This is a genomic window from Streptomyces sp. NPDC048584 (assembly GCF_043199595.1).
In the GTDB taxonomy this organism is placed as follows: Bacteria; Actinomycetota; Actinomycetes; order Streptomycetales; family Streptomycetaceae; genus Streptomyces; species Streptomyces edwardsiae.
Genome location: NZ_JBICWF010000007.1, coordinates 154,818 through 177,758, shown reverse-complemented (window position 1 = coordinate 177,758; position 22,941 = coordinate 154,818). Strand labels below are relative to the sequence as shown.

Here is a 22,941-nt window from a genome sequence, read left to right as displayed (position 1 = left end):
TTCGGCGAGGCGTCGGCCCATGCCGGACGGCACGGCTGCGGCCGCGGCGGTCGTGGCGCCCCGTCATCTCCCGCAGCGAGACGTCCGGCCGCCACAGGGCCACGATCCGTGTCGTACGCCGCGACCATGATCCAGCCGTCCTTGGTGGGGAAGGCCTCGTTCGGCGCCGTGCAAGGGCCGCGCTCCCGTTCCTCTCGGCGTCGCGGCCGGTCGCGGGGTAGGACGCGTATCCGATCCGCTGCGGCATCGGCGTCGCGTCGAAGAGGCTGACGTCCAGATGCCGTCCGCCTCCGCCGTCGCGTGCCTGGTGCGGGGCGCCGAGCAGGAGTCGTGGCCGGGTATCCGGTGCCCATGTCCGCTGCGGGGATGTGTATTCCTGGGCCCCGGCGCCGGTTCCCCCGGGGAACTCATGAGAATGACTCCGTTCGCACCGGGGCGGTCCTTGAGACTCCTGATCGCCCGGACGCGGAGACAGGGCAGCAGGCCACCTCCGGATTTCCACTCCGTAAACGGATTCGTCATCGAGTCGGAGATTCGCATGACACCTGGGCGGAAGGTTTCCACGACCACATCAGCCCTCTGCATCATTCCGCGGACCGCCCCGACGCCGGCATCGGTTCTCAGGTCCACGGCGCGACCTTTCCTGTTCCGGAGCTCCGCACTCCCGAAGCCGGATTCGCCAAGGCCATGGACCGGTTGCGGTCCCCTCTCCTCAACGGGATGGCACGCGGTGGTACCCCGCGCGTCGCGGGCGTCCTCGCTGACGATATCCGGGCCCGCGAGGCGGTGGTCGGCGACGCGGCATCGCCGACCGGGCCGGCCGGCGATCCGTTGCACCGGTCTGTGCCGTCACGTCATCGCCCCGGAACGACCTGATGCCGTCGGCAGCCCCGCAAGAGCCCCTCGATCACGACCCGAAGCCTTTCGAAGCGACCTTCCCTGACATTGGGATAGCCTAATTCCGTGGCTCAGAAAATTGTGACCGTATACACCGATGACCTTACCGGTGCGGAATCGGAAGAGGCCGGTACACACACGTTTTCCCTGAACGGCGTGTACTACGAGATCGACCTCACTCCGGAGAATTACGACAAACTGGACGCCGCACTGCGGCCGTTCATCGAGAGCGGCCGAAAGCAGGGTCGCACGAAGGGGGCCCCACGGGTTCACAAGGGCGCGGCGCAGGGCCCCAGCGCCGAAGAGGTACGAGCATGGGCGCGCGAGAACGGCTTTGCGGTGAACGACCGGGGCCGCGTCCCCCGGGAGGTCCGTGAGGCGTACGACGCCGCGCACTGAACCGCGCTCCGGCACCTACGGCCCTCCCCACAGACCAGATGGCCGGGCCGGTCTGTTCACGGGCGCGAGCACACGGCGGAGTCGGCCCATCGCCTCCCCCGCATGCCGAGCGTGCGGGGCCGCCTCCTTCGCCGGCGGTCCGTGCGAGATCCAACGCCCCGCCGCAACGCCGACTCCGCTCCACCGCCACCCTCGCCAAACCGGCTCGGACGCGGTCATGTCCGGACTATGGCCAACGCGCCCCCGAGCCCGTAGAGTGAACGCTACATACACGCACATCCACGGCGCATACGCAGCACCGCGCCGCCGGTGATGTCGCCGACCTGGTCGCCGCAGTCAACTCGACGCATTCTCTTTCGACTGCCGGGAACAGCGACCCGACATACGATCCGTCAAAGGAGACTGCAGTGCCGGCCTCATCCGACGACGACGTCGACACCGACGCGCGTCCCGTTCTCCTACTGCTCCATGGAGGCGGGCCGGGTGTCGACGCCGAGAGCAACTGGGCGAGTGTACGCCCCCGCCTCTCGGCCAGGTTCCGCTGCCTGGCCCCGGATCTCCTCGGGTTCGGCACGCGGATCACCGGCGCGACCGGGATCGAGGGTCCACGGGCCTGGGCGCTGGCCCGGGCCCGGCAGGTACTGGACCTGCTCGATAGCGAAAGCCTGGATCGCGTGCACCTCGTCGGCAACTCGGCCGCGGGCGGGGCTGCGGCGCTCGCCCTGTTGTCCATGGCGCCTGACCGGGTGGAACGCGCCGTGGTCATGGGGGGAGCGGGAACCGGACCCCTGCCCCCGTCCGTTCCGTTCTACGACGATCCGACCGAAGAGTCCATGCGGGCCACCCTGGGCCGCCTGGTCGCCGACGAAAGCGTTCACGGCGCACTCCTCGACGAGCTCGCCGGCATCCGGCTGCGGCAAGCCCTGCGTCCCGGAGCGGAGCCGGCGTTCCGGTCGATGTTCGCCGGTGCGGCCGGGGTCCCGCCCATCGATCTGGCGACGATCGCCACTCCGGTTCTCGCCCTGCACGGCGAGTGCGACCGGGTCTCGCCGGTGGAGGTCTCCGAGCTCCTCGTCGACTCCCTGCCGAACGCCCGCCTGAACGTGGTGGCGGGATCCGGACACTGGATTCACGTCGACCGGCCGGACGAATTCTGCAGCCTGGTAGGAGAGTTCCTGAGCTCATGACGAAGTCGATCAGCAGCAGTGAGGACCACGTCGAGGTACTGATCGTCGGCGCCGGCCCCGCCGGCCTGACCCTCGCCATCGACCTGGCCCGGCGCGGCGTGGCGTGTCACGTGGTGGAGGCGACGGAGGAACGGGGCATCAACCCCCGGTGCAACACCACGTCCGCGCGCTCGATGGAGATCTTCCGCCGACTCGGTGTGGCGGACGACATCCGGCGGGCCGGGCTCCCCCAGGACTACCCCACCTCGATCCACTACCGGACGACGCTGAGCGGTGAGGAGATCTTCCGTATCGACCTGCCCACGGCCGGCGAGGTGCTGGCCGGGGCGGGCAAGGACGACTGGCCGACCCCGGAGCCACAGCACCGGATCTCCCAGCTCTTCCTCGAGCCGATCCTGGAAGAACACGCGAGCAGGCTTCCCGGGCTGACCCTCGAACGGGGCAGCCGGCTGGTCGAGTTCCACCAACACGACGATCACGTCGAGGCCGTCGTGGAGACGGCCGGGGCACGCCGCACCCTGCGCTGCGCGTACCTGGTCGGCTGCGACGGCGCTCACAGCACCGTCCGCCGCCGGCTGGGCATCCGCTACGAGGGAGTGGACGCGATCCAGAAGTTCGTGTCGACCTTCCTGCGCTCGCCCGAGCTCGGTCGGCTGGCCGCACGGGACAAGGCGTGGACGTATTGGACCTACGGTCGGCGGATCGCCTCGCTGATCGCCATCGACGGTGACGCACTGTGGCTCCACCACGTGGCCTTCTCCCCCGACCACGACACCGAGGCCGAGGAACCGGAGGAGCTGCTGCGTGAGGCGCTGGGGGAGTCCGTCGAGCACGAGGTGCTCGGAGTGGTGCGCTGGACGGGGCGCAGGCTGGTCGCCCAGCGGTATCGCACCGGGCGGGTGTTCCTGGCCGGGGACGCCGCCCACCTCTGGATCCCCGTCGGGGGATTCGGCATGAACGCAGGTATCCAGGACGCGGCGACGCTCGGCTGGATGCTGGCGGCGGTCCACCACGGATGGGCGTCGCCGGACGTACTGGACGCGTACGAGCTGGAGCGCAAGCCGGTGGGCGAGCAGTTCGCCGGTGCGGTGGGGTCGGCGGCGAACAAGGCGTTCGCGGAGTTCTCGCCGGACATCCACCTGCCCGGCCCGGACGGCGAGCGGGCCCGTGCGGAGTTCGCCGAGCGGCTCGCGGCGTCGGAGCCGCAGCGCTATTCACCGGACGGATTCAGCTTCGGTTACCACTACGCGGGCTCGCCCCTCGTGGTCGGAGGCGAGGAGCAGGCCCCGATCAGCATGGGCGGCCGTGTGCAGCGAGCGCAGCCGGGGTTCCGGTTGCCGCACGTGTGGCTCCACGACGACCGGTCCGTGCTCGACGTACTCGGCCCCGGCTTCACCCTTATGCGGACGGACCCGGGCGTCGAGGTGGAGTCATGGACCGTGGCGGCTCGCGACCTCGGGATTCCCCTGACCGTGGTCGACCTGCCCGGACGGTGGCCGGACCGCTACCCGGCCGAGCTGCTGCTCGTGCGTCCGGACCAGCACGTGGCCTGGATGGGCGGGGCGGGCGCTCGTGCCGACGAGCTCCTGCAGACAGTCACCGGGCGGGTCGCCGCCCACCAGCGGTAGAGATCATCAGGAGAGGGCAACATGTCATACGCATTGGGCATCGACGTGGGCGGCACGTTCACCGACGCGGTCGCCTCGGACGGTGCCGGCCGTATCGTGTCGGCCAAGACGCCGACGACCCCGCCGCACCGGGAGGTCGGCGTCATGCGGGCGATCGAGGACATCGCCGGTGAGCTGGGCATCGGCGTCGGCGAACTGCTGTCGCAGACGGACTACATCGCGCATGGAACGACCGCGTCGATCAACGCCCTCGTCCAGGGCCAGGTGGCCGATGTGGGGCTCATCGCCACCAAGGGCCACCGGGACGCGATCTACATCATGAACGCGGAGGGGCGCACGCTCGGCCGGTCGGCCCACGAGATCCAGGACACCCTCCGGCAGCGCAAGCCCGCGCCGTTGATCCCGAAGTACCGGGCGCTCGAGGTCACCGAGCGGATCGACCACGCCGGTAAGGTGCTGGTCCCCCTGGACGAGGACGAGGTGCGCAGCGTTGCCCGGTCCCTCGTGGAGCAGGGCGTCGAGGCGATCGCGGTCTGCCTGCTGTGGTCGTTCAAGAACGGGGTCCACGAGGAGCGCGTCCGTGAACTGATCCACGAGATCGCCCCGGACATGTACGTCACGCTCTCGTCCGAGGTCAGTCCGCGCATCCGCGAGTTCTCACGGACCTCCACGACCGTCATGAACGCCCAGGTGGGCCCGCGTCTGCGCACGTATCTGCTCCCTCTGCAGAAGCAGTTGGAGGAGGGCGGTCTGAAGGGGCCGCTGCTGGTCATGCAGAGCGAGGGCGGGACCATCACGGCGGACCGGGCACCCGAGCACGCCATCACCACCGTCGGTTCCGTCCTGTCCGGTGGTGTCATCGGCGGCATGCGCCTGGCCGAGCAGCTGGGACACCGCAACGTGATCACCACCGACGTCGGCGGCACGACCTTCCTGGCGGGTCTGATCGTCGACGGCGAGCCGGTGATGGCGCCGGGTTCCATCGTGAACCAGTTCCCGATCAACGCGGCCACCATCCGCGTGCACACGATCGGCTCGGGTGGCGGCGCGCTCGCCTCCGTGGACGACGGCGGAAACCTGCGGCTCGGCCCGCAGAGCGCCGAAGCCGTCCCCGGCCCAGCCTGCTACGGCAACGGCGGCACCCGTCCCACCAACACCGACGCCAACCTCGTGCTCGGCATCCTCAGCCCGCGCGGACTGCTCGGCGGCAGGAAGCCCCTCAGGATGGACCTGGCGCGCGAGGCGATTCGTGAGCACATCGCCGAACCGCTCGGCCTCACCGTCGAGGAAGCCGCCATCGCCATCCACGAGGTGCAGAACGCGCAGGCGGGAGACCTCCTGCGCCGGGCGGTCGTCCAGGCGGGCTACGACCCCCGTGACTTCGTCGCCTACGCCTTCGGCGGTGCCGGCCCCGCGCACTGCGCCGGATACTGCCAGGACCTGGGCGTGGGCGAGGTCGTCGTCCCCCTCGGGCCCGTCGCCTCCGCCTTCTCGGCCTACGGACTCGCCGCGTCGGACGTCTCCATGAGTGCCGAACTCTCCGACCCGTCGTCCTTCCCGGTCGACCACACGGTGCTCGAATCGCACTACGCCCGTCTGGAAGCCGATCTGCAGCGCGCGCTCGACCGGCAGAAGGTGAAGTTCCAGAACGTGACACTGCAGCGGGAGATCGACCTGCGCTACTCGATGCAGGTCACCGAGCTGTCGACGACCGTCCCGGACACGGAGTTCACCGAGCACACCGGTGCCGAGATCCTGCAGCGCTTCGAGGACCAGTACGAGCGCATCAACGGCAGCGGCGCCGGCTACCGCGAGGCCGGCGTACAGGCGATCACCTATCGCGTGCGGGCCAAGGCCGGCCTCGGCTTCCCGGTCGCGCTGCCCGCCGCTCCCGAGGCCGACGGCCCGGACCCGGCGGAAGCCCTGATCGGCGAGCGCCATGTCTGCCTCGACTCACAGATCGGCTACGTGCCGACCCCCGTATACGACTACGCCCGGCTACGGGCCGGCCACGAGCTCGTCGGGCCGGCGATCGTCGATGTTCCGACCACCGTGGTGGTGGTTCCCGCCGGTGTCACCGGCCGTGTCGACGGTCTCGGCAACCTCGTGCTGCGCTACCAGTGAGGACAGCTTCCATGACATCCAAGATCCCCGGGGCGGACGAGTTCACCAGTCGCCCACTGCCACGCGAGGAGCTGCTCCGGCAGATCTCGCCTTCTCTCCCGCTGCACCTGATCGACGAGGACACGGCCGAACGGGTCGACGCCCTGACCTACGAAGTCGTGCGGCACCGCTTGTGGGCCATCACCCAGGAGATGGGGGAGACACTGCGGCGGATGTCGGGCTCCCACGTGGTCACCGAGTCCAACGACTTCAACTTCTCCATCTGCGACGAGCTCGGTGAGCAGGTCCAGGTCGGCGCCTACAACGTGGGCCTCATCGGGTCCATGGACCTGGCCATCGTCTGGACGCTGCGCAACCGCAGTGACAATCCGGGCATCGAAGAGGGCGACATGTTCCTCTGCAACGACCCGTGGATCGGCGGCGGCCTGCACCAGAACGACGCCGCGATCCTGGCTCCGATCTTCCACGACGGCAAGCTGTTCGGCTGGACGACCGCCATCGCCCATCAGGTCGACCTCGGCGGGCCGCGGCCGGGCTCCTTCAGCCCGTCGGCGCAGGACGTGTTCGGCGAGGCCGTCCCCACTCCCCCGCTCAAGGTCGTCCGGGGCGGGGTGCTGCAACGGGACGTGGCCGACGCCTGGGTCCGCAGGTCCCGCCTCCCCCACCTGGTGGGGCTCGATCTGCGTGCCAAGATCGCCGCCAACAAGAACGCGGCGGAGCAGATCCTGCGGCTCATCACCAAGTACGGCGCCGACACGGTCAAGGCCGTGATGCGCCGGATGATGGACGACGCCGAACGCCGGCTGCGGGCCAAACTCGCCGCCCTGCCGAACGGGACGTGGACGGCGGTCGGTTACCAGGAGCAGTCGGGGACCGGTGACCGTGACCTGCACGCCATCAAGGTCACGATGACCAAGGAAGCCGACCGGCTCGTCTTCGACTTCCGGGGAACGGCCGATCAGACCGGCATCATCAACTGCCCCTACCCGGGTCTGCGGGCCGGCATCGTCTTCACGATGCTCCCCCTGCTGGCCGGGAACATCCCGTGGGCGGCGGGCGGGCTGATGCGCTGCTTCGAGATCATCACCGAAGAGAACACCATCACCAATGCCTCGTTCCCCGCGGCCGTGGGCAAGGGTCCCTTCGGCCCGGCGTGGGGATCGGGCAACCTCGTCGCCGAGGTCATCGCCAAGATGCTGGACGCCGAGCCCGACCACCGCACCGACGTGCAGTCGATCTGCAACGGCACCACCGACCTCTGCGTGGTCTCCGGCGTCGATGTCCGCGGCGGCGGCAGCAAGGGCTTCGTGTCCCCCATCTTCGACGTCATGGCCGGCGGTTACGGAGCCCAGGTCCACCACGACGGCGTCGACACCGGCGGTCGTCTCATCATCCCCTCGGCTCGGGCCCCTGACGTGGAGATGACCGAGTACCTCTACCCCCTGGTCGCCCTGTGGCGACGGGAACAGACCGACTCCGGGGGCCCCGGACGGCAGCGCGGCGGGATGAGCGGCTCGGTCTGCTACGTACAGCATCCGGACCAGACCGGCACGATGTCACTGGTCGTCTCCGGCACCGGCAAGGTCGCCAACCAGAATGTCGGTCTGGCCGGAGGCTACCCCGGCAACTCCCAGCTCGACCTCGTGGTGCGCGGCATCGACGTGCCCCAGCTCGCCGGGGCGACGGTGATTCCGGCCGGCCTGGACGACATCGGCGGCGAGATCGAGGTGCTGCCCTGCGAAGGTGAGTCCACCCTCGGCGCGGGCGACGCGCTCTACCTCCACTGGCAGGCCGGCGGAGGATACGGCGACCCACTGCTGCGGCCGGCCGAATCCGTGCGCGAGGACGTACTGCAGGTTCGGGTGTCGCCGGACGCCGCACGGGACGTCTACGGCGTCGTGCTGCGCGAGGACGGCGAGGTGGACGCGAGCGCGACCGACGAGATCCGCGAGAAGCTGCGGTCGCGCCGTGCCTCCGGAGCCGGCCTGTCAGACGCCCGGCTCGCGCCGATCGGCACGCACGACCTGAGCGGGGCGCGCCGGCTCGACGACAACCTCGCCGTCCACGACTGGCCCGACGGCGGGACGGTGGTGTGCGTCCATTGCAGCACCGAGATCGGGCCGCTGGCCGAGGGCACCTTCGTCGAGGCGCTGGCCCGCCGCGAAGTGGCGCCGACCGAAGCGGGTCCGCACATCTGGCACGACCCGTCGGAGTACGTCGACGCCGAGATCGTCTTCCGGCAGTTGTGCTGTCCGGGCTGCCTGACAGCGGTCAACTCCCGGGTCGTACCCGTCGACCACCCGCTGCCGACCGACCACTACAGGGGCTGGGCGTGAAACCGCCCGTCGGAGGAGAGAGCATGAACGCGCACCACGATTCGCTGTTCATCGGGGGGCGTTGGGTGGCCCCCACGTCCGACGAGCGGATCACGGTCCTCGGTGCGAGCACGGAGGACGTGCTCGGCAGCGTCCCGCACGGCAGCGAGAAGGACATGGACGCGGCCGTGGCCGCCGCCCGTGCCGCCTTCGACGATCCGGACGGATGGGCCGCCTGGGAGCCGGCACGGCGGGCGGACGCCCTCTACCGCCTCGCCGACGCTCTCGAACGGCGGGTCAAGGACATCACACATGTCGTCAGCGCCCAGAACGGCATGACGATCCGGCTCTCCGAACAGGTGGAGGGCGCTCTCCCCGGCATCCTGCTGCGGTACTACGCCGACCTGGTCCGCGACGAGTCGGGGGAGACCGTTCGCGACGGCATGCTCGGTGCGCCCGTACACGTCCGCAGGGAACCCCTCGGCGTGGTGGCGGCGATCGTGCCCTGGAACGCACCGCAGCTCCTGTCCGCGACGAAGTACGCGCCCGGCCTGGCCGCGGGGTGCACCTTCGTGCTGAAGCCGTCACCGGAGACCGTGCTCGACTCGGTCCTCTTCGCGGAGGCGGTCGAGGAGGCGGAGCTGCCGCCCGGTGTCATCAACGTCGTTCCGGCGGGCCGTGAGGTCGGGGCCTACCTGGTCTCCCATCCCGGCGTCGACAAGGTGGCGTTCACCGGTTCCACCACGGCGGGTCGGCAGATCGCCGCGACCTGCGGCACCCTGCTGCGTCCGGTCACGCTGGAGCTCGGTGGCAAGTCGGCCGCGGTCATGCTCGACGACGTCGACCTCGGAACGGCGATGGCCGAGCCGTTCGTGCAGGCGACGCTGCTGGCGAACGGCCAGGCCTGCTTCGCCAGCACCCGCATCCTGGCCCCGCGAAGCCGGTACGACGAGATCGTGGAGGCGGTGGCGTCCCTGGTCGGCGGCCTGACCGTCGGGGACCCCCTGGACTCCGCCACGCAGGTCGGCCCGATGGCGAGCGCGCGTCAGCGCGAGCGGGTCGAGGGGTACATCGAGAAGGGCAGGGCGGAGGGCGCACGGCTGGTCGTGGGCGGCTCCCGACCCGCGGATCTCGACAAGGGCTACTACGTCGCGCCGACCGTCTTCGCCGATGTCGACAATGCCCAAGTCATCGCGCGCGAGGAGATCTTCGGGCCGGTGCTGTCCGTCATTCCCTACACCGACGAGGACGATGCCGTGCGTATCGCCAACGACTCCGAGTACGGCCTCGGTGGCACCGTATGGACGAATGACGAGGAGCGCGCCCTGCGGGTCGCCCGCCGGATGCACACCGGGACGGTCGGGGTGAACCACTACACGGTTGATCCGGCGGCCCCCTTCGGAGGGGTGAAGGCCAGTGGTCTAGGACGGGAGTTCGGCCCGGAGGCGCTGCTCAACTACCAGCAGACGAAGTCGATCTACCGGTAACCGGCGGGTGGCGGCACAGCCCTGACCTGTCGTCTGCCACTGCCACGGAGCTCCCGGCCACCGCACGCTGTCATGCGGTGGCCGGGAGCTTTTTGGTGGGCAGTGCGGTGACCGGGCCGCGGTGGGAACAACAGGGCCGGGGCATGACGGCCGGCGCACCGTGATCGGCATCAACCTTGTGGACGCTGTGTGAACACGCTACAAGCTGATCGTTATATGAGTAACATGCGGCATCAGCTGCCCGTTGCTGCTCGGAGCGAAATGCCCTCCCTTCCATTACCCCCGGATTGTCCGGTGCGTCCGCGTACCGTCCTCGGTGCGAGAACGTCACGTACAAACCCCTTGAGGACATGGGACTTCGGGAAGCGGGCCGCCTCCCATGGCGGCCGGACGGACGTGCCCCTCCCCTACCCGCGTCGCCACGTCGGCCTGTCCGGAGTGGGCGTCCCTCGTCGCCCGATGTCCGCAGGCAACTGGCTCTCACTCTCCGAGGACCCCTTATCCGTGACTTCGAACCCCGAAGCCGCCGTTGCGGTGCTGGGCGCCGCGACCGTGGTGGGTACCGTCGCCGTGGTGGCTCTGGCCAGATCCCGTGCGGCCCTCTCGCGTCGCTGTGCGGAACTCAGCGCGCAAACGGCCGAACAGAGTCAGGCACTGGCCGCGCTACAGGCCCGTGAGGCGGCGCAGTTCGAGGAACTGCGCCACCTCGTGAGCAGTCGGCTGCCGGCTGCAGCCCTGCACCTGATCAGTGATCACCATCCCGTTCCCGGTGCCCTGCTGGACGACGGCAGCGACTTCGCCGCCCAGATCCAGGCAGCGCATGACCTGTTCGTGGAGTCGCTGGTCGATGAGCGCGGTCGCATCGACGCCGCCGCCCGGGCCGCGCTGCGCGGTGCCTGCACGGCCATCCAGGCACAGAGTTTCCGGCTGCAGACGCTCGTGGACGACTTGCAGCGCGACTGTCGTGACCCGGAGGTTCTGCAGGAGTACTTCCGTATCGACCAGCTCAACGAGCGGGTCCTCCGCCTGGTGCAGAAGGCGGCCATCGTGAGCGGTTCCTGGCCTGGTCTGGTGCGGCCCGACACCCACCTCCCGGACGTCGTCGCGGGCGCCACGTCGCGTCTGCACGGATTCGAGCGGGTCCAGGTCCACACGAAACTGCCGGCCGGCGGGGTGGGCGTCGTCGGACGGGCCGCCGAACCGGTGGCAGTGGCCTGTGCCGAGTTGATGGCGAACGCGCTGGAGTCGTCGCGGGGCGATCTGGCGGTCGAGGTCACCCTGCTCCAGACGGACAACGGCAGCGTCTGCGTCCAGATCGACGACGCGGGCAAGGGCATGACCCGCGAGGCCGTGGCGCGCGGCACCCGGCTGGTGGCGGGTGACAATGCCGGCAACCTGCTGATCACCGAGCTGGGCGACCCTCCGGCTCTGGGTTTCGCGGCCATCGGACAGTTGGTCGCCGACCACGGTTTCCACGTATCGGTGGACCAGGTCTCACCCTACGGCGGAGTCCGTGCGGTACTGGCGGTCCCGAAGCATCTGCTGACCACGATCGACGAGACGGCGGAACCGCCGTCGGCGATGGCGGCCATGCCGACCCCGGCGCCTCGCACGCCGATACCTCCCACGGCGTTGTCCGCAGAACCCGCGGAGGGACTGCGTGACGTCAGCGCACCTTCCGCGAGCGACGCTCAGACGCTTCCCCAGCGTCGGCGCCGGAGCGGCTCCTCCCGCAGCCGCTCACTGACCCGTGCGCCTCGACCGGTGGACCCCGAGGAGGCCGGTACCGCGTGGGGTGACTTCGAGCAGGCAGTTGCCGCCGGACGCGACGGCACCGAATCTGAGAACAAGGACAAGTCTTGAGCCAGTCAACTCTCAGCCAGCAGATCCCCGACCCCTCCTGGGTCCTGGACCCGATCATCGAGATCGGGGTCCGGCATGCGCTGATCCTGTCGGCCGACGGCATCGTCGTGGGAGCCTCGGGCAGCCTGGGCCGTGATGAGTCCGAGGGCATGGCAGCGATGGTGTCCGCCCTGCACGGTGCCGCTCGCGCGGCAGCCCTCGTATCGCTCGAGGCGCCCGACGAGACCCCGATCTCCACCATCACGGTCCAGCTCGACGCCTGTGGAACGCTCATGGTCATGCCGGCCGGCGGAGCCAACGCGTTCATCGCCGCCTCCTTCGGCACCGATGTGCCGATGAACATCGTCGCGCACACCCTGGCCCGGCAGGCGAAGAACCTCGGCGAGGCGCTGATGTCCGTACCCACGCGCTCCTCCGGCCCGGCATCATGAGCCCCGGCCGGGCCCGACGACTGGTGCCCAGTTACCTGGCCACCGGCGGCGTCGGCGCACCCGAGCACGGCAGATTCGAGGAGCTGACCGCGTTACAGGCCACCGGCCGGTCCGCGCTGCCCCATCACACGCCTGCTCATCAGCGACTTCTCGACCTGGTCAGTGACGGCGGGCTGACCGTGATGGAGATCGCGGGCTATCTGCGTCTTCCGGTCGGCGTGGTGAAGATGCTCGCCGCGCAGCTGGTGTCCGACGGCCACCTGCGCGCCGCCGCGCCGCTTCCTGACGCCCTCGCTCCCGCCATCAACGCCGGACGGCCCGACAAGGCCCTCCTCGAGGAGGTTATGCATGGGCTCCTCGCCCTCTAGCGCACCGGTCTACCTGCCGGATTCCAACCAGGAACGGGTGAAGGTACTGGTGGCCGGGCCGTTCGGTATCGGCAAGACCACGATGATCCGCACGCTCTCGGAGATACCGAGCCTCCACACCGAGGAGGTGATGACGGACGCGGCGGCTCACGTCGACGAACTCGCGGTCCCGGACAAGAAGACCACCACGGTGGCCATCGACTTCGGCCGTCTCACCATCGCTCAGGGACGCATCGTCCTGTACTTGTTCGGAACGCCCGGTCAGCGGCGTTTCAAGCCCCTGTGGAGCGACTATGCCCGGGGCGCCCTGGGCGCGCTGGTCATCGTCGACACCCGGAGGCTGGCCGACTCCTTCGAGGTCATCGACCTCATCGAGGAGAGCGGGCTGGACTACGCGGTCGCCGTGAACCAGTTCCCCGAATCCCCCGAGTACGACGAGGAGACCCTGCGTCTCAAGCTCGACGTGGAGGACCACACCCCCTTGGTCATCTGCGACGCACGCGACTGGGACTCGAGCCTCAACGCGCTGCGAGCGCTCGCCGCCCATCTCGTGTCGCGCGCCGGAGGCAACCTGTGACCGCCACCCCCGACGCCGTTCCGCTGTACGGGCCGGAGCATGCCGCCGATCCTCAGCACAGCTACGAGCTTCTGCGCGCGCAGGGTCCGCTGGGCCGCGCCGAGATCGATCCCGGACTCGTCGTGTGGGTGATCACCGACTACCGGGCCGCCCTCGATCTGCTGCAGGACTCCGACAACTGGACCAAGGACACCCGCGGCTGGGACACGACGGTAGCGGCGGACAGCCCGATCAAGGAGCCCCTGCAGTGGCGGCCCAGTCTGTTCTTCGCCGACGGAGAGGAACACGCGCATCTGCGGAAGGTCGTCACCGACGGTTTCGCCCTGCTCGATCCCCAGCACCTGCGCGAAGTGACCCGGCGTCACGCGGACTCCCTGCTGGACGAGTTCAGCCACCTGGGAAGGGCGGACCTGGTCGCCCAGTACGCCCGCAGGCTGCCGCTCATGGTCCTGAACACGCTGTTCGGCATGCCGGACGAAGGTGCGGACCAGCTCATGTCGGCGATAGAGGCGCTGATGAGTACGGTTCCCCAAGCCAAGCAGGCGGGTGAGCAGGCCCTCACGGCCTATCTGGGCGGTCTGTACGCCATGAAGAGTGCGCGGCGCGGCCGCGATCTCACCTCCTGGTTCATGGACCACCCGCACGGCCTCACCGCGGAGGAGGTGATCAACCAGGTGCTCATCACTCAGGGCGCCGCCTACGGCACGCTGGCCGGTCTGATCGCCAACACCCTGGCGCAGATCCTCTCCGACCAGCGTTACCGGGGCACGCTCACCACGGGAAGTCTGCCCATCCGGCATGCCATCGACGAGGTGCTCTGGGCGGACCCGCCCCTGGCCATGTACAGCCTGCACCGAGCACGGCGCCCCCTCACCTTCCATGGACGCGCTGTCGAAGCCGGAGACCCCGTCATGGTCTCCTACGCCGCGGTCAATACCTCCCCCCACGCTCAGCAGGCGGCTGACGAGCAGCGTTCCGACCACAAGGCGCATCTCGCCTTCGCCGCCGGGCCCCACTCCTGTCCCGCCGAGAACATCGTGTTCGTGGTCTCGGTCGCGGCCATCGAGCGGTTGATGGGCAGACTGCCGGACATCGAGCTCACCGTGCCCGCAGCGACTTTGACCTACCAGCCGGGCCCCATCTACCGCGTCCTCACCGTGCTCCCCTGCCGTTTCACTCCGCAGACACCGGATTCCCGGAGGGCAACACGGGGTAGCGTCCCTGTGACCGCCTGACCTACATCACCAGCACCAACAGTTGACCCGCCGACCGCCCCCGGGATGCACACACCCCGGGGGCCGTGTTCTGCCCGGCCACGAGGAAAGGGGCGATTTGCGTGACATTCTCGCTTGAAAGAAGGTAAATACATCAATGGCAAAAGTTGCGTGGGATACCGGTGTTTCGTCCCTGACACGTGTTCGTGACGACGTGGACGCGGTACTCGAGGGCTTCGTCAGCGCGCGGGAGCAGACAGCGCCGGGTCCGGAGATGGCGCCGCTGTTCGCCACCGCTCGCCGGCTTCTCTTCTCCCACGGCAAGCGACTGCGGTCCTTGCTCTGCGTGGCGGGATGGCGAGCTGCCGGCGCACCGGGAGACCCCCACGCGGTGCTTCGCGTCGCCGCCGCCCTGGAGCTGTTCCAGACGTTCGCCCTCGTCCATGACGACGTCATGGACGACAGCGATGTCCGCCGCGGGGGGCCGTCGGCGCACCGCGCGCTGGCCGCCGCGTACACGAGCGCCGGCGGGCGACACAGCAGGGCGGAGGTGCACGGCCGGGGGGCCGCCGTCCTCCTGGGTGACCTCCTGCTTGTCTGGTCGGACACCATGCTGGCGGACGCTGGGCTCGGAACCCGGGCTCAGGCCCGGGTCCTGCCCCTGGTGGACAGCATGCGCACGGAGCTGGTCTACGGGCAGTATCTGGATCTGCTCTCCACCGGCCGGATCTCCCAGGATGTCGCAGCCGCACTGCGGGTCGCCCGGTACAAGACGGGGAAGTACACCGTGGAGCGGCCCCTGCACCTCGGCGTCTGTCTGGCCGACGGCGGGCCGCGGCTGCTGCAGATGTGCACCGACTTCGCCATCCCCCTCGGAGAAGCGTTTCAGCTGCGCGATGACCTGCTCGGTGTCTTCGGTGATCCGGCACAGACCGGAAAGCCGGTCGGAGACGACATCCGAGAGGGCAAGGCCACCGTGCTCCTGGCTCTCGCGTTCCAGGGTGCCCCCAGGGCCGAACGGCGGCTGCTCCGCGCCCTCTTCGGCAGCGCCGGCCTGAGCGGTGAGGACGTCGGCCGGGTCCGGAGCATTCTGGAGACGACCGGCGCCCGGAAGGAGGTCGAAAGGATGATCTCCTCCCGCCGTGACACCGCTCTCGCCGCTCTGGAGGCAGCGGTCCTGCCCCCGGAGGTCACTCACATGCTGAGACAGATCGTATGGATGGCCACGGAAAGGATCGTATGAAGTCCAAACCATGCCAGACGATGCGCATACGGGCCGGTCGGACCGACGACTACGCGAAGAGAGCCGGGGAGTTGGTGGCGTCGGTCCACCACGATGCCTGGGGCGATGTGCGTCCCTCCGTGTACGAGACCGCCCGGGTCGTCTCCTGGACACCATGGCTGGAGGGCCACGAGCGCCGTCTCGCGTGGCTGCTGGAACAGCAGTCCGCCTCGGGCAGTTGGGGAGAGGGCCCCGCGCCGTACCAACTGCTGCCGACACTCGGTGTCACCGAAGCCCTGCTGTCCGCGCTGCGCGACGACCGGGCGGCGGGCGTCTCGCACGAGCGGCTGGCGGCGGCTGCCGACCAGGGGCTCGCCTCGCTCCGAACCCTGTCCGGGACCGGTGGGTGGCCGGACACGGCGGCCATCGAAATCCTCGTCCCGGACCTGGTCGTCCAGATCGACGAGCATCTGAACCGCCCGGACGTCGCGGCCCTGTGCCGGCTCGGTCCCTGGACCCGTGGGGAGCGCCTGCCCCTGCCGCGCGGGTTCCGGGCGGCGCTGCCCGAGCGGGTGGCCGAGCGGTGCCGCGTGGCCGGCGGTGTACCGGTCAAGCTGCACCACACCTTCGAAGGTGTCGCCCGCCACCTGCCGCGGGTGGTGCCCGCGGCCCCGGGCGGGCTGCTGGGCAGTTCCCCTGCGGCCACCGCCGCCTGGCTGGCCACCGGAGCCGAAGCGGGCCGGGAGCGGGCGGTCACCGCGCTGACCGGTGTGGGGCGGCGTTACGACGGTCTGTTCCCGGAGGCCACGCCCATCTCCGTCTTCGAGCGGCTCTGGGTCGCCGCCGCCCTCGCCCGTCCCGGACTGCCCGCCGACTGCGTGCCCCGCGTCCGCGCCTGGGCGGCGGAGATCTACGACACCACCGGAGTGCGGGGTGTTCCCGGCCTGCTGCCCGACACCGACGACACCGCCATGGCGGTGCTGGTGTCCGCTCTCGCCGACTCGCCCCGCGACCCCGCCCCGCTGTCCGCCTTCGAGGCCGGCGACCACTACGACTGCTACGTGGGCGAGGACACCGGCTCCAGCACGGCCAACGCCCATGCCCTCCAGGCGCTCACCGCCTGGCTGAGCCACCGGCCGGCGGCAGCTGCGTCGCTCCGGACCCGTATGGACCTGACCCGCGACTGGATCCTCGCGCAGCAGCGACCCGACGGCGCCTGGCACGACAAGTGGCACGCCTCCCCCTACTACGCCACCGAACGGTGTGTCACCGCTCTCTGCGGACACACCGGCCCGACCACACGCGACGCCGTCCGCTCGGCCGCCGACTGGGTCCTGGCCACGCAGCGCGACGACGGCTCCTGGGGGGTATGGGGCGGCACCGCCGAGGAGACCGCCTACGCCGTGAACATCCTCCTGAGCGCCACGAACCACACGGCCGGGCCGGAAGCTGCCGATGCGCTGAAGCGGGCTGAGGACATGCTTCGCGACGCCTCCCACCCGTCCGCGCATCACCCTGCCCTCTGGCACGACAAGACCCTCTACGCACCCCGGGCCATGGCCCGGGCCGAGGTGACCGCCGCGCTCGAGCTGCTGGTGACACACCAGCGCTGAACCGTACCGCCCCCTTCAGCCCGGTTCATCATCGGAGGCACTCAACGTGAACGCCGCCCCCCACGTTCCGCCGTACGCTCCAGGGCGTGTGCCGCTCATCGGGCACGTGGTTCCCCTGGCCAGGGACCGTCTGGCCTTTCTGCAGGGCCTGCGCGAGCACGGACCGATCGTGCGTTTCTCGATCGGCCCCAAGACGGTGACCGTCATCAACTCCCCCGATCTGCTGCAGGAGATGCTCACCACCAAATCGAGGCACTTCAGTAAAGGGCTCCTCTTCGAGAAGCTGAAGCTCTTCGGCAAGGACGCCCTGCCGGTGGCGGAAGGCAGCCGTCACCTGACGCGCCGCCGGCTGATGCAGCCCGCCTTCCACCGCCGGCAGGTAGACGGCTACATCCGGACCATGCACACCACGGTCGATCCGATGATCGCGGCATGGCAGAGCATGGGCCCCCTGGATCTGAAGACCGAGATGCAGCTGATGACACAGAACGTCGTCATGGCGGCCCTGTTCTCCACCACCGCCGACCGCGAATCCGGGCACGCGATCCTCGAAAGCGTCGACACCCTGTTCGCGGCGGCGCTCCGCCGTGCCCTGCTGCCCTTCTCCCTGCTCGAACGGCTGCCGACGCCGGGAAACAGGAGGGTCCGGCAGGCCGGCCGTGTGATGCGTGCTGCTGTGGGCGAGATCATCGCCGACCACCTGGCGAATCCGGAGGCCTACGACGACGTGGTGTCCCTGCTGCTGTCCGCCCGCGATCAGGACGGTGCTCCGCTGGCCGACGAGGACATCCTCTCCGAGGTCACGGGGCTGCTCGCGGCGGGTTCGGAAACCACCGCGGTCGCCTTGACCTGGCTCTTCCACGAGCTGGGCCGTCGCCCGGACCTGGAGCGACGGCTGCACGGCGAGGTCGACGCGGTCCTCACGGACGAGCCCCTCACCATGAGGTCTCTGACACAGCTCACCTTCACGCGCAGACTCGTCGACGAGAGTCTGCGCATGTACAGCCCGGCCTGGCTGGTGACCCGTCGGGCCACCGAAGCCGTGCGGCTCGGGGGCGTGGATCTGAGGGTCGGGGAGGACATCGTGTGGAGCCCCTACACGCTGCACCGCGATCCCGCCCTGTACCCGGACCCGCTCTGTTTCGATCCCGACCGCTGGCTGCCGGACCGTCCGCAGCCTCCCAAGGAGGCGTACATACCGTTCGGCGCCGGAAAGCGGCAGTGCATGGGAAACGAGTTCGCCCTGGCCGAAGCGACCCTGATCACCGCACTCATCGCATCCCGCCGGCGGCTGCGGCCCGTCCCGGGACCGGCGGTCCGGCCGGTCGGGGAAATCACCCTGCATCCGTCCGCGCTGCGCATGACCGCGGAGCCGCGGACGCACGGCCGCCGCCACCGGGAGGCGGTATGACCGGCACCGACCAAACGGCGACGACGCTGCCTGGGCCGGACTTCACCGCCGCGTTCCCCCACCCGTTCCCGGCGGGTCCGCACAGTCGGCACACGGAGCACGGACTCATCGGCTGGCTGGAGGAGCACCCCCTGCTTCCCTCCGCCGAAGCCAGGGGTGTTCTGGTGGACATCACGAGTCACGGGGCATCGCGCACCTTCCCCACCGCGGATCCGGACGATCTCGTTCTGTTCGCGGAACTCCTGCTGTGGCTCACCGCGTTCGACGACCTCCACGCCGAGGTGAACGCCGTCAACGACGCGGTTGCCCTGGTCGACCACACCGGCGAGCTGATGCTTGTCCTGGCCCACGGCGATCGGCGTCCTGCGGCGAAGCCCTTCCCCGCCGCCCTGTACGGCCTGCTCGCCCGATTCCGCGCCCGCGCCAGCCCGGCCGCGTACCTCCGGCTCACCGCGAGCCTGCGTGACACCCTCATGGCTCTGGTCTGGGAGGCGCACCACGTCGCGGAACCCGGGAAGGTGGCGCTCGCGACCTATCTGGCGATGCGTCCCCACACCGTGTTCGTCAGGACGATCATGGCTGCGGCGGAGATCGTCCTGGGCTACGAGCTGACGGACGCCGAGCGGGATCTGGCACCGGTGCGCCGTCTGGAGACCGCTGTGGCGAACCTCGCGGGCTGGATCAACGACCTGGCCTCCTACGAGCGTGAGGCGGCACGGGGGCCGGCGCTGCCCTTGAGCCTGCCCACACTGCTGCAAGCGCGGCACGGCGGGACCATCGAGGAGTCTTTCGCACGCGCAAGCAGTATGTGTGAGGACGAAGCAGCCACCGCTCGACAGGAGATCACGGCCCTCACCTTCGACCACCCGAGCACGCTCACGACCCACGCCCTGGCCCTGGAGGACATCGCCCGCTCGTTCATCTGGCACACCGGCCATGCCCGGTATCAGGGTCCCCAACGCGGCCTCTGACCCGGGGAGAAGGCGAGCGCCGAGCTTGGACCGGCGCAGTTCACCGGCCGCCGACCGACGGGGGTCGGGACCGGCTCGGCCGCTTCCTCGAGCAGGGCGCCGTCACCGACGCCCCGACGGGGGTACGGAGTCGGGAATCAGCCCGACGGCCTCGACGCGACCTTCCGGCCGGGCCGGGCGAGTGCGTGCGCCATGTCCGAGCCGTCTGCTTCCAGGTTCCGCCACTGGTCGGCGAGCGTCTGTCTGCCGGGCCTGGGCGTCGAGCCTCGGAGACACCAACTCCTCCCCGGCCGGCACGGCCCCCGGGCTTCAGCACACGCGGCGAGCGGAACCCGCCGCCCCTGAGACCCGGCGACACCGGTCGAAGGCACCGGCACGCTGACCAACACCGTCGTGCCGGGCGTCGCACACCCGGGCGTGGAGCGTGTGCGGAAGGTGTTCCTTGTGGGGCGAACGACCGGCACACCCGACGCCCGGGCCGGGCTACTGTGCCCGTCGTGAGGGCTGAACACCCACCGCGGCGGGCGCATCACCTCACATTCGCTCGCCCGCTCAGGACCCGGCGGTCATCACCTGCGATACGCAGCCGGGTTCAGGAAAACCGCTCTCTGCATTCCGTTTCTGTACCCGCGGGATTCCTGCTGCCCTCGACCACGACAGTTTCGCCGCCAGGAGGTATTTCCGCCGGACAAGGATCCCCCCTGTGGACGGAATGGCAAATCCTGGTCGCCGGTATCACGCTGCGCCGATTCCCTTGCCGAGTAAATCACCGAACGAGCCTCCGGAGTCCCTGCTCTGTGCCGATTCCGATCCCGCTTTCAGTTCGAGAGGAAGGACGCCCCACCGTGGCGCACGCCCCCGCCCACCATCCGAACGTCTCGGCCCGAGTCTCAGGTCTGCCCTCGAGCAACCTGGCCGAGGTGTTCAAGCTCGCGCGGTCGCGCGACACCATCGACCTGGCCATCGGCACTCCCCGCTTCCCTGACCTCTCCCCTCATCTGGTCGAGGCGGCCTCCCGCGCGCTGCGAGAGGGGCACAACCAATACGAGGACCCGGCGGGCCACTCTCTGCTGCGGCTGCGCATCGCCGAGGGGCTGACAGCCGCCACCGACCCCGACACCGAGATCACCGTCACGGCAGGCGCCACCGAAGCCCTCCTCGTCGCGCTGCTGGCAACCGTGGATCCGGGCGACGAGGTCATCGTCCTCACCCCCGGTTTCGAGCAGTTCACCACCACGATCAGCCTCGTCGGCGCCACCCCCCGCTTCGTGCCTCTGCACGCGCCCAACTGGCGCTACGACTCCACCGACCTGGCAGCCGCCTTCACTCCCCGGACTCGCGCCATCCTGCTCAACAGTCCGAGCAACCCCACGGGGCGCGTTCTCGACCGCCAGGAACTGGATGAGATCGCCGGCCTCTGCGAACGCTGGAACACCACCGCGATCTGCGACGAGGTGTACGCCGCCTATGTCTTCGACGGCGCCCCTCACCTGTCCGTCGCGGACATACCCGGTCTGGCCGAGCGCAGCGTCGTCATCGGTTCCTGGTCGAAGAGCCACGCGGTCAGTGGCTGGCGCCTGGGCTTTCTGCGGGCGGACTCCGAGCGCACCGAGGCCTTCCGGCGGGTGCACCAGATGACCACCCTGGGCACAGCGGCTCCACTGCAGGTGGCGGCCGCGCAGGCGGCCGGGGCCGTAGATGTCGGCGCGGCGCGCGATGGCATGGCCGTCCGGCGCGACCTGGCACAGGACATCTTCTCGCGGATGGGCATGAAGTTCGCCCCCGCGGAAGGCGGATGCTATCTCTTCGCGGATTTCAGCCCCCTGGTGGACGGCCCACCGGACAGCGTGGCGTACGTCCGCGGGCTGATGGAACGTACCGGTGTCCTGCTCACCCCCGGTGCTGCCTTCTTCGCGGAACCCGCACTCGGTGAGTCCTATGTCCGGATCGCGTTCAACCGGCCGATGGAGACGCTCCATGCCGCACAGCGCAGTCTGCTGGGCGCCTGATCCACGGGGAGTCGACATATGAGGGATCTCAGAGACCGACCACTCGGTCCTCTTCCGTACTTCCTGGCGCAGCCCGAGGGCGAGGACGTCGTTCCGTTCGTGACACCTGCCGGGGACCGCATGTGGCTCGTGTGCGACCACTCCCTCGGGCGCAGGGTGCTGACGGACGAGCGGTTCAGCCGGGCCGAGGCCGTCAAGCCACACGCTCCCCAGCTCATCGACGCACAGCCGGTGCCGGCATCCATGGCGAGCATGGACGGCACGGAGCACACGAGGCTCCGCCGCCTGGTGGCTGGAGCCTTCTCCACCCGCCGGATTGCCGCACTGCGCGCGGACATCGAACGGCTGGCCGACCAGCACCTCGACGCGCTGGCCGCGGCCGGGCCCGGCGCCGATCTCGTCCATGGGCTGGCCGAGCCGCTTCCGGTTGCGGTCCTCTGCTCCCTGCTCGGGATCCCGACGGAGGACGTCGACCGGTTCCGCAGCTGGGTCGAGGTGTTGTTCGATCTCTCGCCCGGCACCTCGAAGGAGAAGGCTCGCCGCCGTCTGGAGCTCGCCATCTACATGGCCGACCTGATCGAGCGCAAGCGCCGGCGCCCGGACGTCGACCTCCTCACCAACATGATCGAGGCCCACGACCGGGGCGAGATGTCGATGGGCGAACTGCTCACCATGGGCCTCGCCCTGCTGATGGCCGGTTACGAGACAACCGTCGGCCAGCTCGGCCTGTCCGTGCTGTCGCTGCTCTCCGAACCCGTGGCGTACGCCGAACTGTGCAAGCGGCCGGAGCAGGTGGTTCCCACGGTGGAGGAACTGCTGCGACTGAACCCGTCGACTCCGCTGAGCTTCTCCAGGGTGGCGCTGGTGACCATGTCCCTGGGCAGTGTCACGGTCCGGGCGGGCGAGGCCGTCATGGTGTCGCTGTTGCACGGCAACAGGGACGGCGGCGCGTTCCCCGACCCCGGGCAACTGCGTCCGGGCCGACGTGATGCAGTCCATCTGACGTTCGGCCACGGGATACACCGCTGCGTCGGCGCACCACTGGCCCGGCTCCAACTGCAGGTCGCCCTGGAGCGGCTGACGCAGCGATTCCCCACCCTGCGCCTCGCGTCCCATTCTGAGCCGGTGGTCTGGAAGGACGGCCTGGGCACCCGGGGACTGGCCCGGCTGCTCGTGGAGTGGTGAGCACTGCCCCCTCCCTGTCTGTGGAACGGCGCCGAGAACG

At 69.7% G+C, this 22,941-nt stretch carries 18 protein-coding genes; 17 read left to right on the top strand and 1 reads right to left on the bottom strand.

Going from position 1 to position 22,941, the window contains the following annotated elements; all coding sequences use genetic code 11:
- Window positions 1–63: 63 nt before the first annotated feature.
- Entirely contained in the window at window positions 64–837 is a 774-nt protein-coding gene (locus ACGFR9_RS17520) for a CoA transferase (RefSeq protein WP_393208907.1), read from the bottom strand.
- Between the two features lie 141 nt (window positions 838–978).
- On the opposite strand from ACGFR9_RS17520, the gene ACGFR9_RS17515 reads away from it, so the two are divergent.
- The 17 genes from ACGFR9_RS17515 to ACGFR9_RS17435 all read left to right on the top strand — a co-directional run bounded on the left by ACGFR9_RS17515 (window position 979) and on the right by ACGFR9_RS17435 (window position 22,901).
- Window positions 979–1,296, top strand: coding sequence for an Lsr2 family protein (locus ACGFR9_RS17515; protein WP_393208904.1), 318 nt, complete (start codon window positions 979–981; stop codon window positions 1,294–1,296).
- Between the two features lie 407 nt (window positions 1,297–1,703).
- On the top strand, window positions 1,704–2,483 hold the full coding sequence (locus ACGFR9_RS17510; RefSeq protein ID WP_393208901.1) for an alpha/beta fold hydrolase: 780 nt from the start codon (window positions 1,704–1,706) through the stop codon (window positions 2,481–2,483).
- Window positions 2,480–4,111 carry an FAD-dependent monooxygenase gene (locus ACGFR9_RS17505; RefSeq protein ID WP_393208898.1) on the top strand — a complete coding sequence of 544 codons (1,632 nt, stop codon included), beginning with the start codon at window positions 2,480–2,482 and terminating at the stop codon, window positions 4,109–4,111. The genes ACGFR9_RS17510 and ACGFR9_RS17505 overlap by 4 nt, the downstream gene beginning before the upstream one ends.
- A gap of 21 nt (window positions 4,112–4,132) precedes the next feature.
- A complete protein-coding gene (locus tag ACGFR9_RS17500; protein WP_393208896.1) occupies window positions 4,133–6,235 on the top strand; it encodes a hydantoinase/oxoprolinase family protein in 2,103 nt (700 codons plus the stop codon).
- Window positions 6,236–6,246: 11 nt separating this feature from the next.
- Complete coding sequence (locus tag ACGFR9_RS17495; protein ID WP_393208893.1) at window positions 6,247–8,571, top strand: hydantoinase B/oxoprolinase family protein; 2,325 nt, start codon at window positions 6,247–6,249, stop codon at window positions 8,569–8,571.
- 23 nt (window positions 8,572–8,594) lie between these two features.
- Window positions 8,595–10,037, top strand: a complete 1,443-nt coding sequence (locus ACGFR9_RS17490) for an aldehyde dehydrogenase (protein ID WP_393208890.1) — start codon at window positions 8,595–8,597, stop codon at window positions 10,035–10,037.
- A gap of 504 nt (window positions 10,038–10,541) precedes the next feature.
- Window positions 10,542–11,900, top strand: a complete 1,359-nt coding sequence (locus ACGFR9_RS17485; RefSeq protein WP_393208887.1) for an ATP-binding protein — start codon at window positions 10,542–10,544, stop codon at window positions 11,898–11,900.
- The gene (locus ACGFR9_RS17480) at window positions 11,897–12,331 is read left to right on the top strand and encodes a roadblock/LC7 domain-containing protein (RefSeq protein WP_030229379.1); all 435 of its coding nucleotides are present in this window, start codon (window positions 11,897–11,899) and stop codon (window positions 12,329–12,331) included. The genes ACGFR9_RS17485 and ACGFR9_RS17480 overlap by 4 nt, the downstream gene beginning before the upstream one ends.
- Window positions 12,332–12,354: 23 nt before the next feature.
- Complete coding sequence (locus tag ACGFR9_RS17475; protein ID WP_393208884.1) at window positions 12,355–12,699, top strand: DUF742 domain-containing protein; 345 nt, start codon at window positions 12,355–12,357, stop codon at window positions 12,697–12,699.
- Entirely contained in the window at window positions 12,680–13,276 is a 597-nt protein-coding gene (locus ACGFR9_RS17470; protein WP_393208881.1) for an ATP/GTP-binding protein, read from the top strand. Before ACGFR9_RS17475 ends, ACGFR9_RS17470 begins: the two co-directional genes overlap by 20 nt.
- A complete protein-coding gene (locus ACGFR9_RS17465; protein ID WP_393208878.1) occupies window positions 13,273–14,511 on the top strand; it encodes a cytochrome P450 in 1,239 nt (412 codons plus the stop codon). Before ACGFR9_RS17470 ends, ACGFR9_RS17465 begins: the two co-directional genes overlap by 4 nt.
- Before the next feature lie 193 nt (window positions 14,512–14,704).
- The gene (locus ACGFR9_RS17460) at window positions 14,705–15,733 is read left to right on the top strand and encodes a polyprenyl synthetase family protein (RefSeq protein ID WP_393208875.1); all 1,029 of its coding nucleotides are present in this window, start codon (window positions 14,705–14,707) and stop codon (window positions 15,731–15,733) included.
- Entirely contained in the window at window positions 15,730–17,325 is a 1,596-nt protein-coding gene (locus ACGFR9_RS17455; RefSeq protein ID WP_393208872.1) for a prenyltransferase/squalene oxidase repeat-containing protein, read from the top strand. The genes ACGFR9_RS17460 and ACGFR9_RS17455 overlap by 4 nt, the downstream gene beginning before the upstream one ends.
- Before the next feature lie 88 nt (window positions 17,326–17,413).
- Window positions 17,414–18,736 carry a cytochrome P450 gene (locus tag ACGFR9_RS17450; protein ID WP_393208869.1) on the top strand — a complete coding sequence of 441 codons (1,323 nt, stop codon included), beginning with the start codon at window positions 17,414–17,416 and terminating at the stop codon, window positions 18,734–18,736.
- Window positions 18,733–19,707 (top strand): hypothetical protein, encoded by a 975-nt coding sequence (locus ACGFR9_RS17445; protein ID WP_393208866.1) that lies wholly within the window; start codon window positions 18,733–18,735, stop codon window positions 19,705–19,707. The genes ACGFR9_RS17450 and ACGFR9_RS17445 overlap by 4 nt, the downstream gene beginning before the upstream one ends.
- A gap of 845 nt (window positions 19,708–20,552) precedes the next feature.
- A complete protein-coding gene (locus ACGFR9_RS17440; RefSeq protein ID WP_393208863.1) occupies window positions 20,553–21,716 on the top strand; it encodes a pyridoxal phosphate-dependent aminotransferase in 1,164 nt (387 codons plus the stop codon).
- 18 nt (window positions 21,717–21,734) lie between these two features.
- Window positions 21,735–22,901 (top strand): cytochrome P450, encoded by a 1,167-nt coding sequence (locus ACGFR9_RS17435; RefSeq protein ID WP_393208860.1) that lies wholly within the window; start codon window positions 21,735–21,737, stop codon window positions 22,899–22,901.
- Window positions 22,902–22,941: the final 40 nt, after the last annotated feature.

Bases quoted from the DNA above. Each gene is read 5' to 3' on its own strand.
- ACGFR9_RS17505 (WP_393208898.1), top strand. From the start codon at position 2,480: ATGACGAAGTCGATCAGCAGCAGTGAGGACCACGTCGAGGTACTGATC.
- ACGFR9_RS17500 (WP_393208896.1), top strand. From the start codon at position 4,133: ATGTCATACGCATTGGGCATCGACGTGGGCGGCACGTTCACCGACGCG.
- ACGFR9_RS17495 (WP_393208893.1), top strand. From the start codon at position 6,247: ATGACATCCAAGATCCCCGGGGCGGACGAGTTCACCAGTCGCCCACTG.
- ACGFR9_RS17490 (WP_393208890.1), top strand. From the start codon at position 8,595: ATGAACGCGCACCACGATTCGCTGTTCATCGGGGGGCGTTGGGTGGCC.
- ACGFR9_RS17470 (WP_393208881.1), top strand. From the start codon at position 12,680: ATGGGCTCCTCGCCCTCTAGCGCACCGGTCTACCTGCCGGATTCCAAC.
- ACGFR9_RS17455 (WP_393208872.1), top strand. From the start codon at position 15,730: ATGAAGTCCAAACCATGCCAGACGATGCGCATACGGGCCGGTCGGACC.
- ACGFR9_RS17445 (WP_393208866.1), top strand. From the start codon at position 18,733: ATGACCGGCACCGACCAAACGGCGACGACGCTGCCTGGGCCGGACTTC.
- ACGFR9_RS17435 (WP_393208860.1), top strand. From the start codon at position 21,735: ATGAGGGATCTCAGAGACCGACCACTCGGTCCTCTTCCGTACTTCCTG.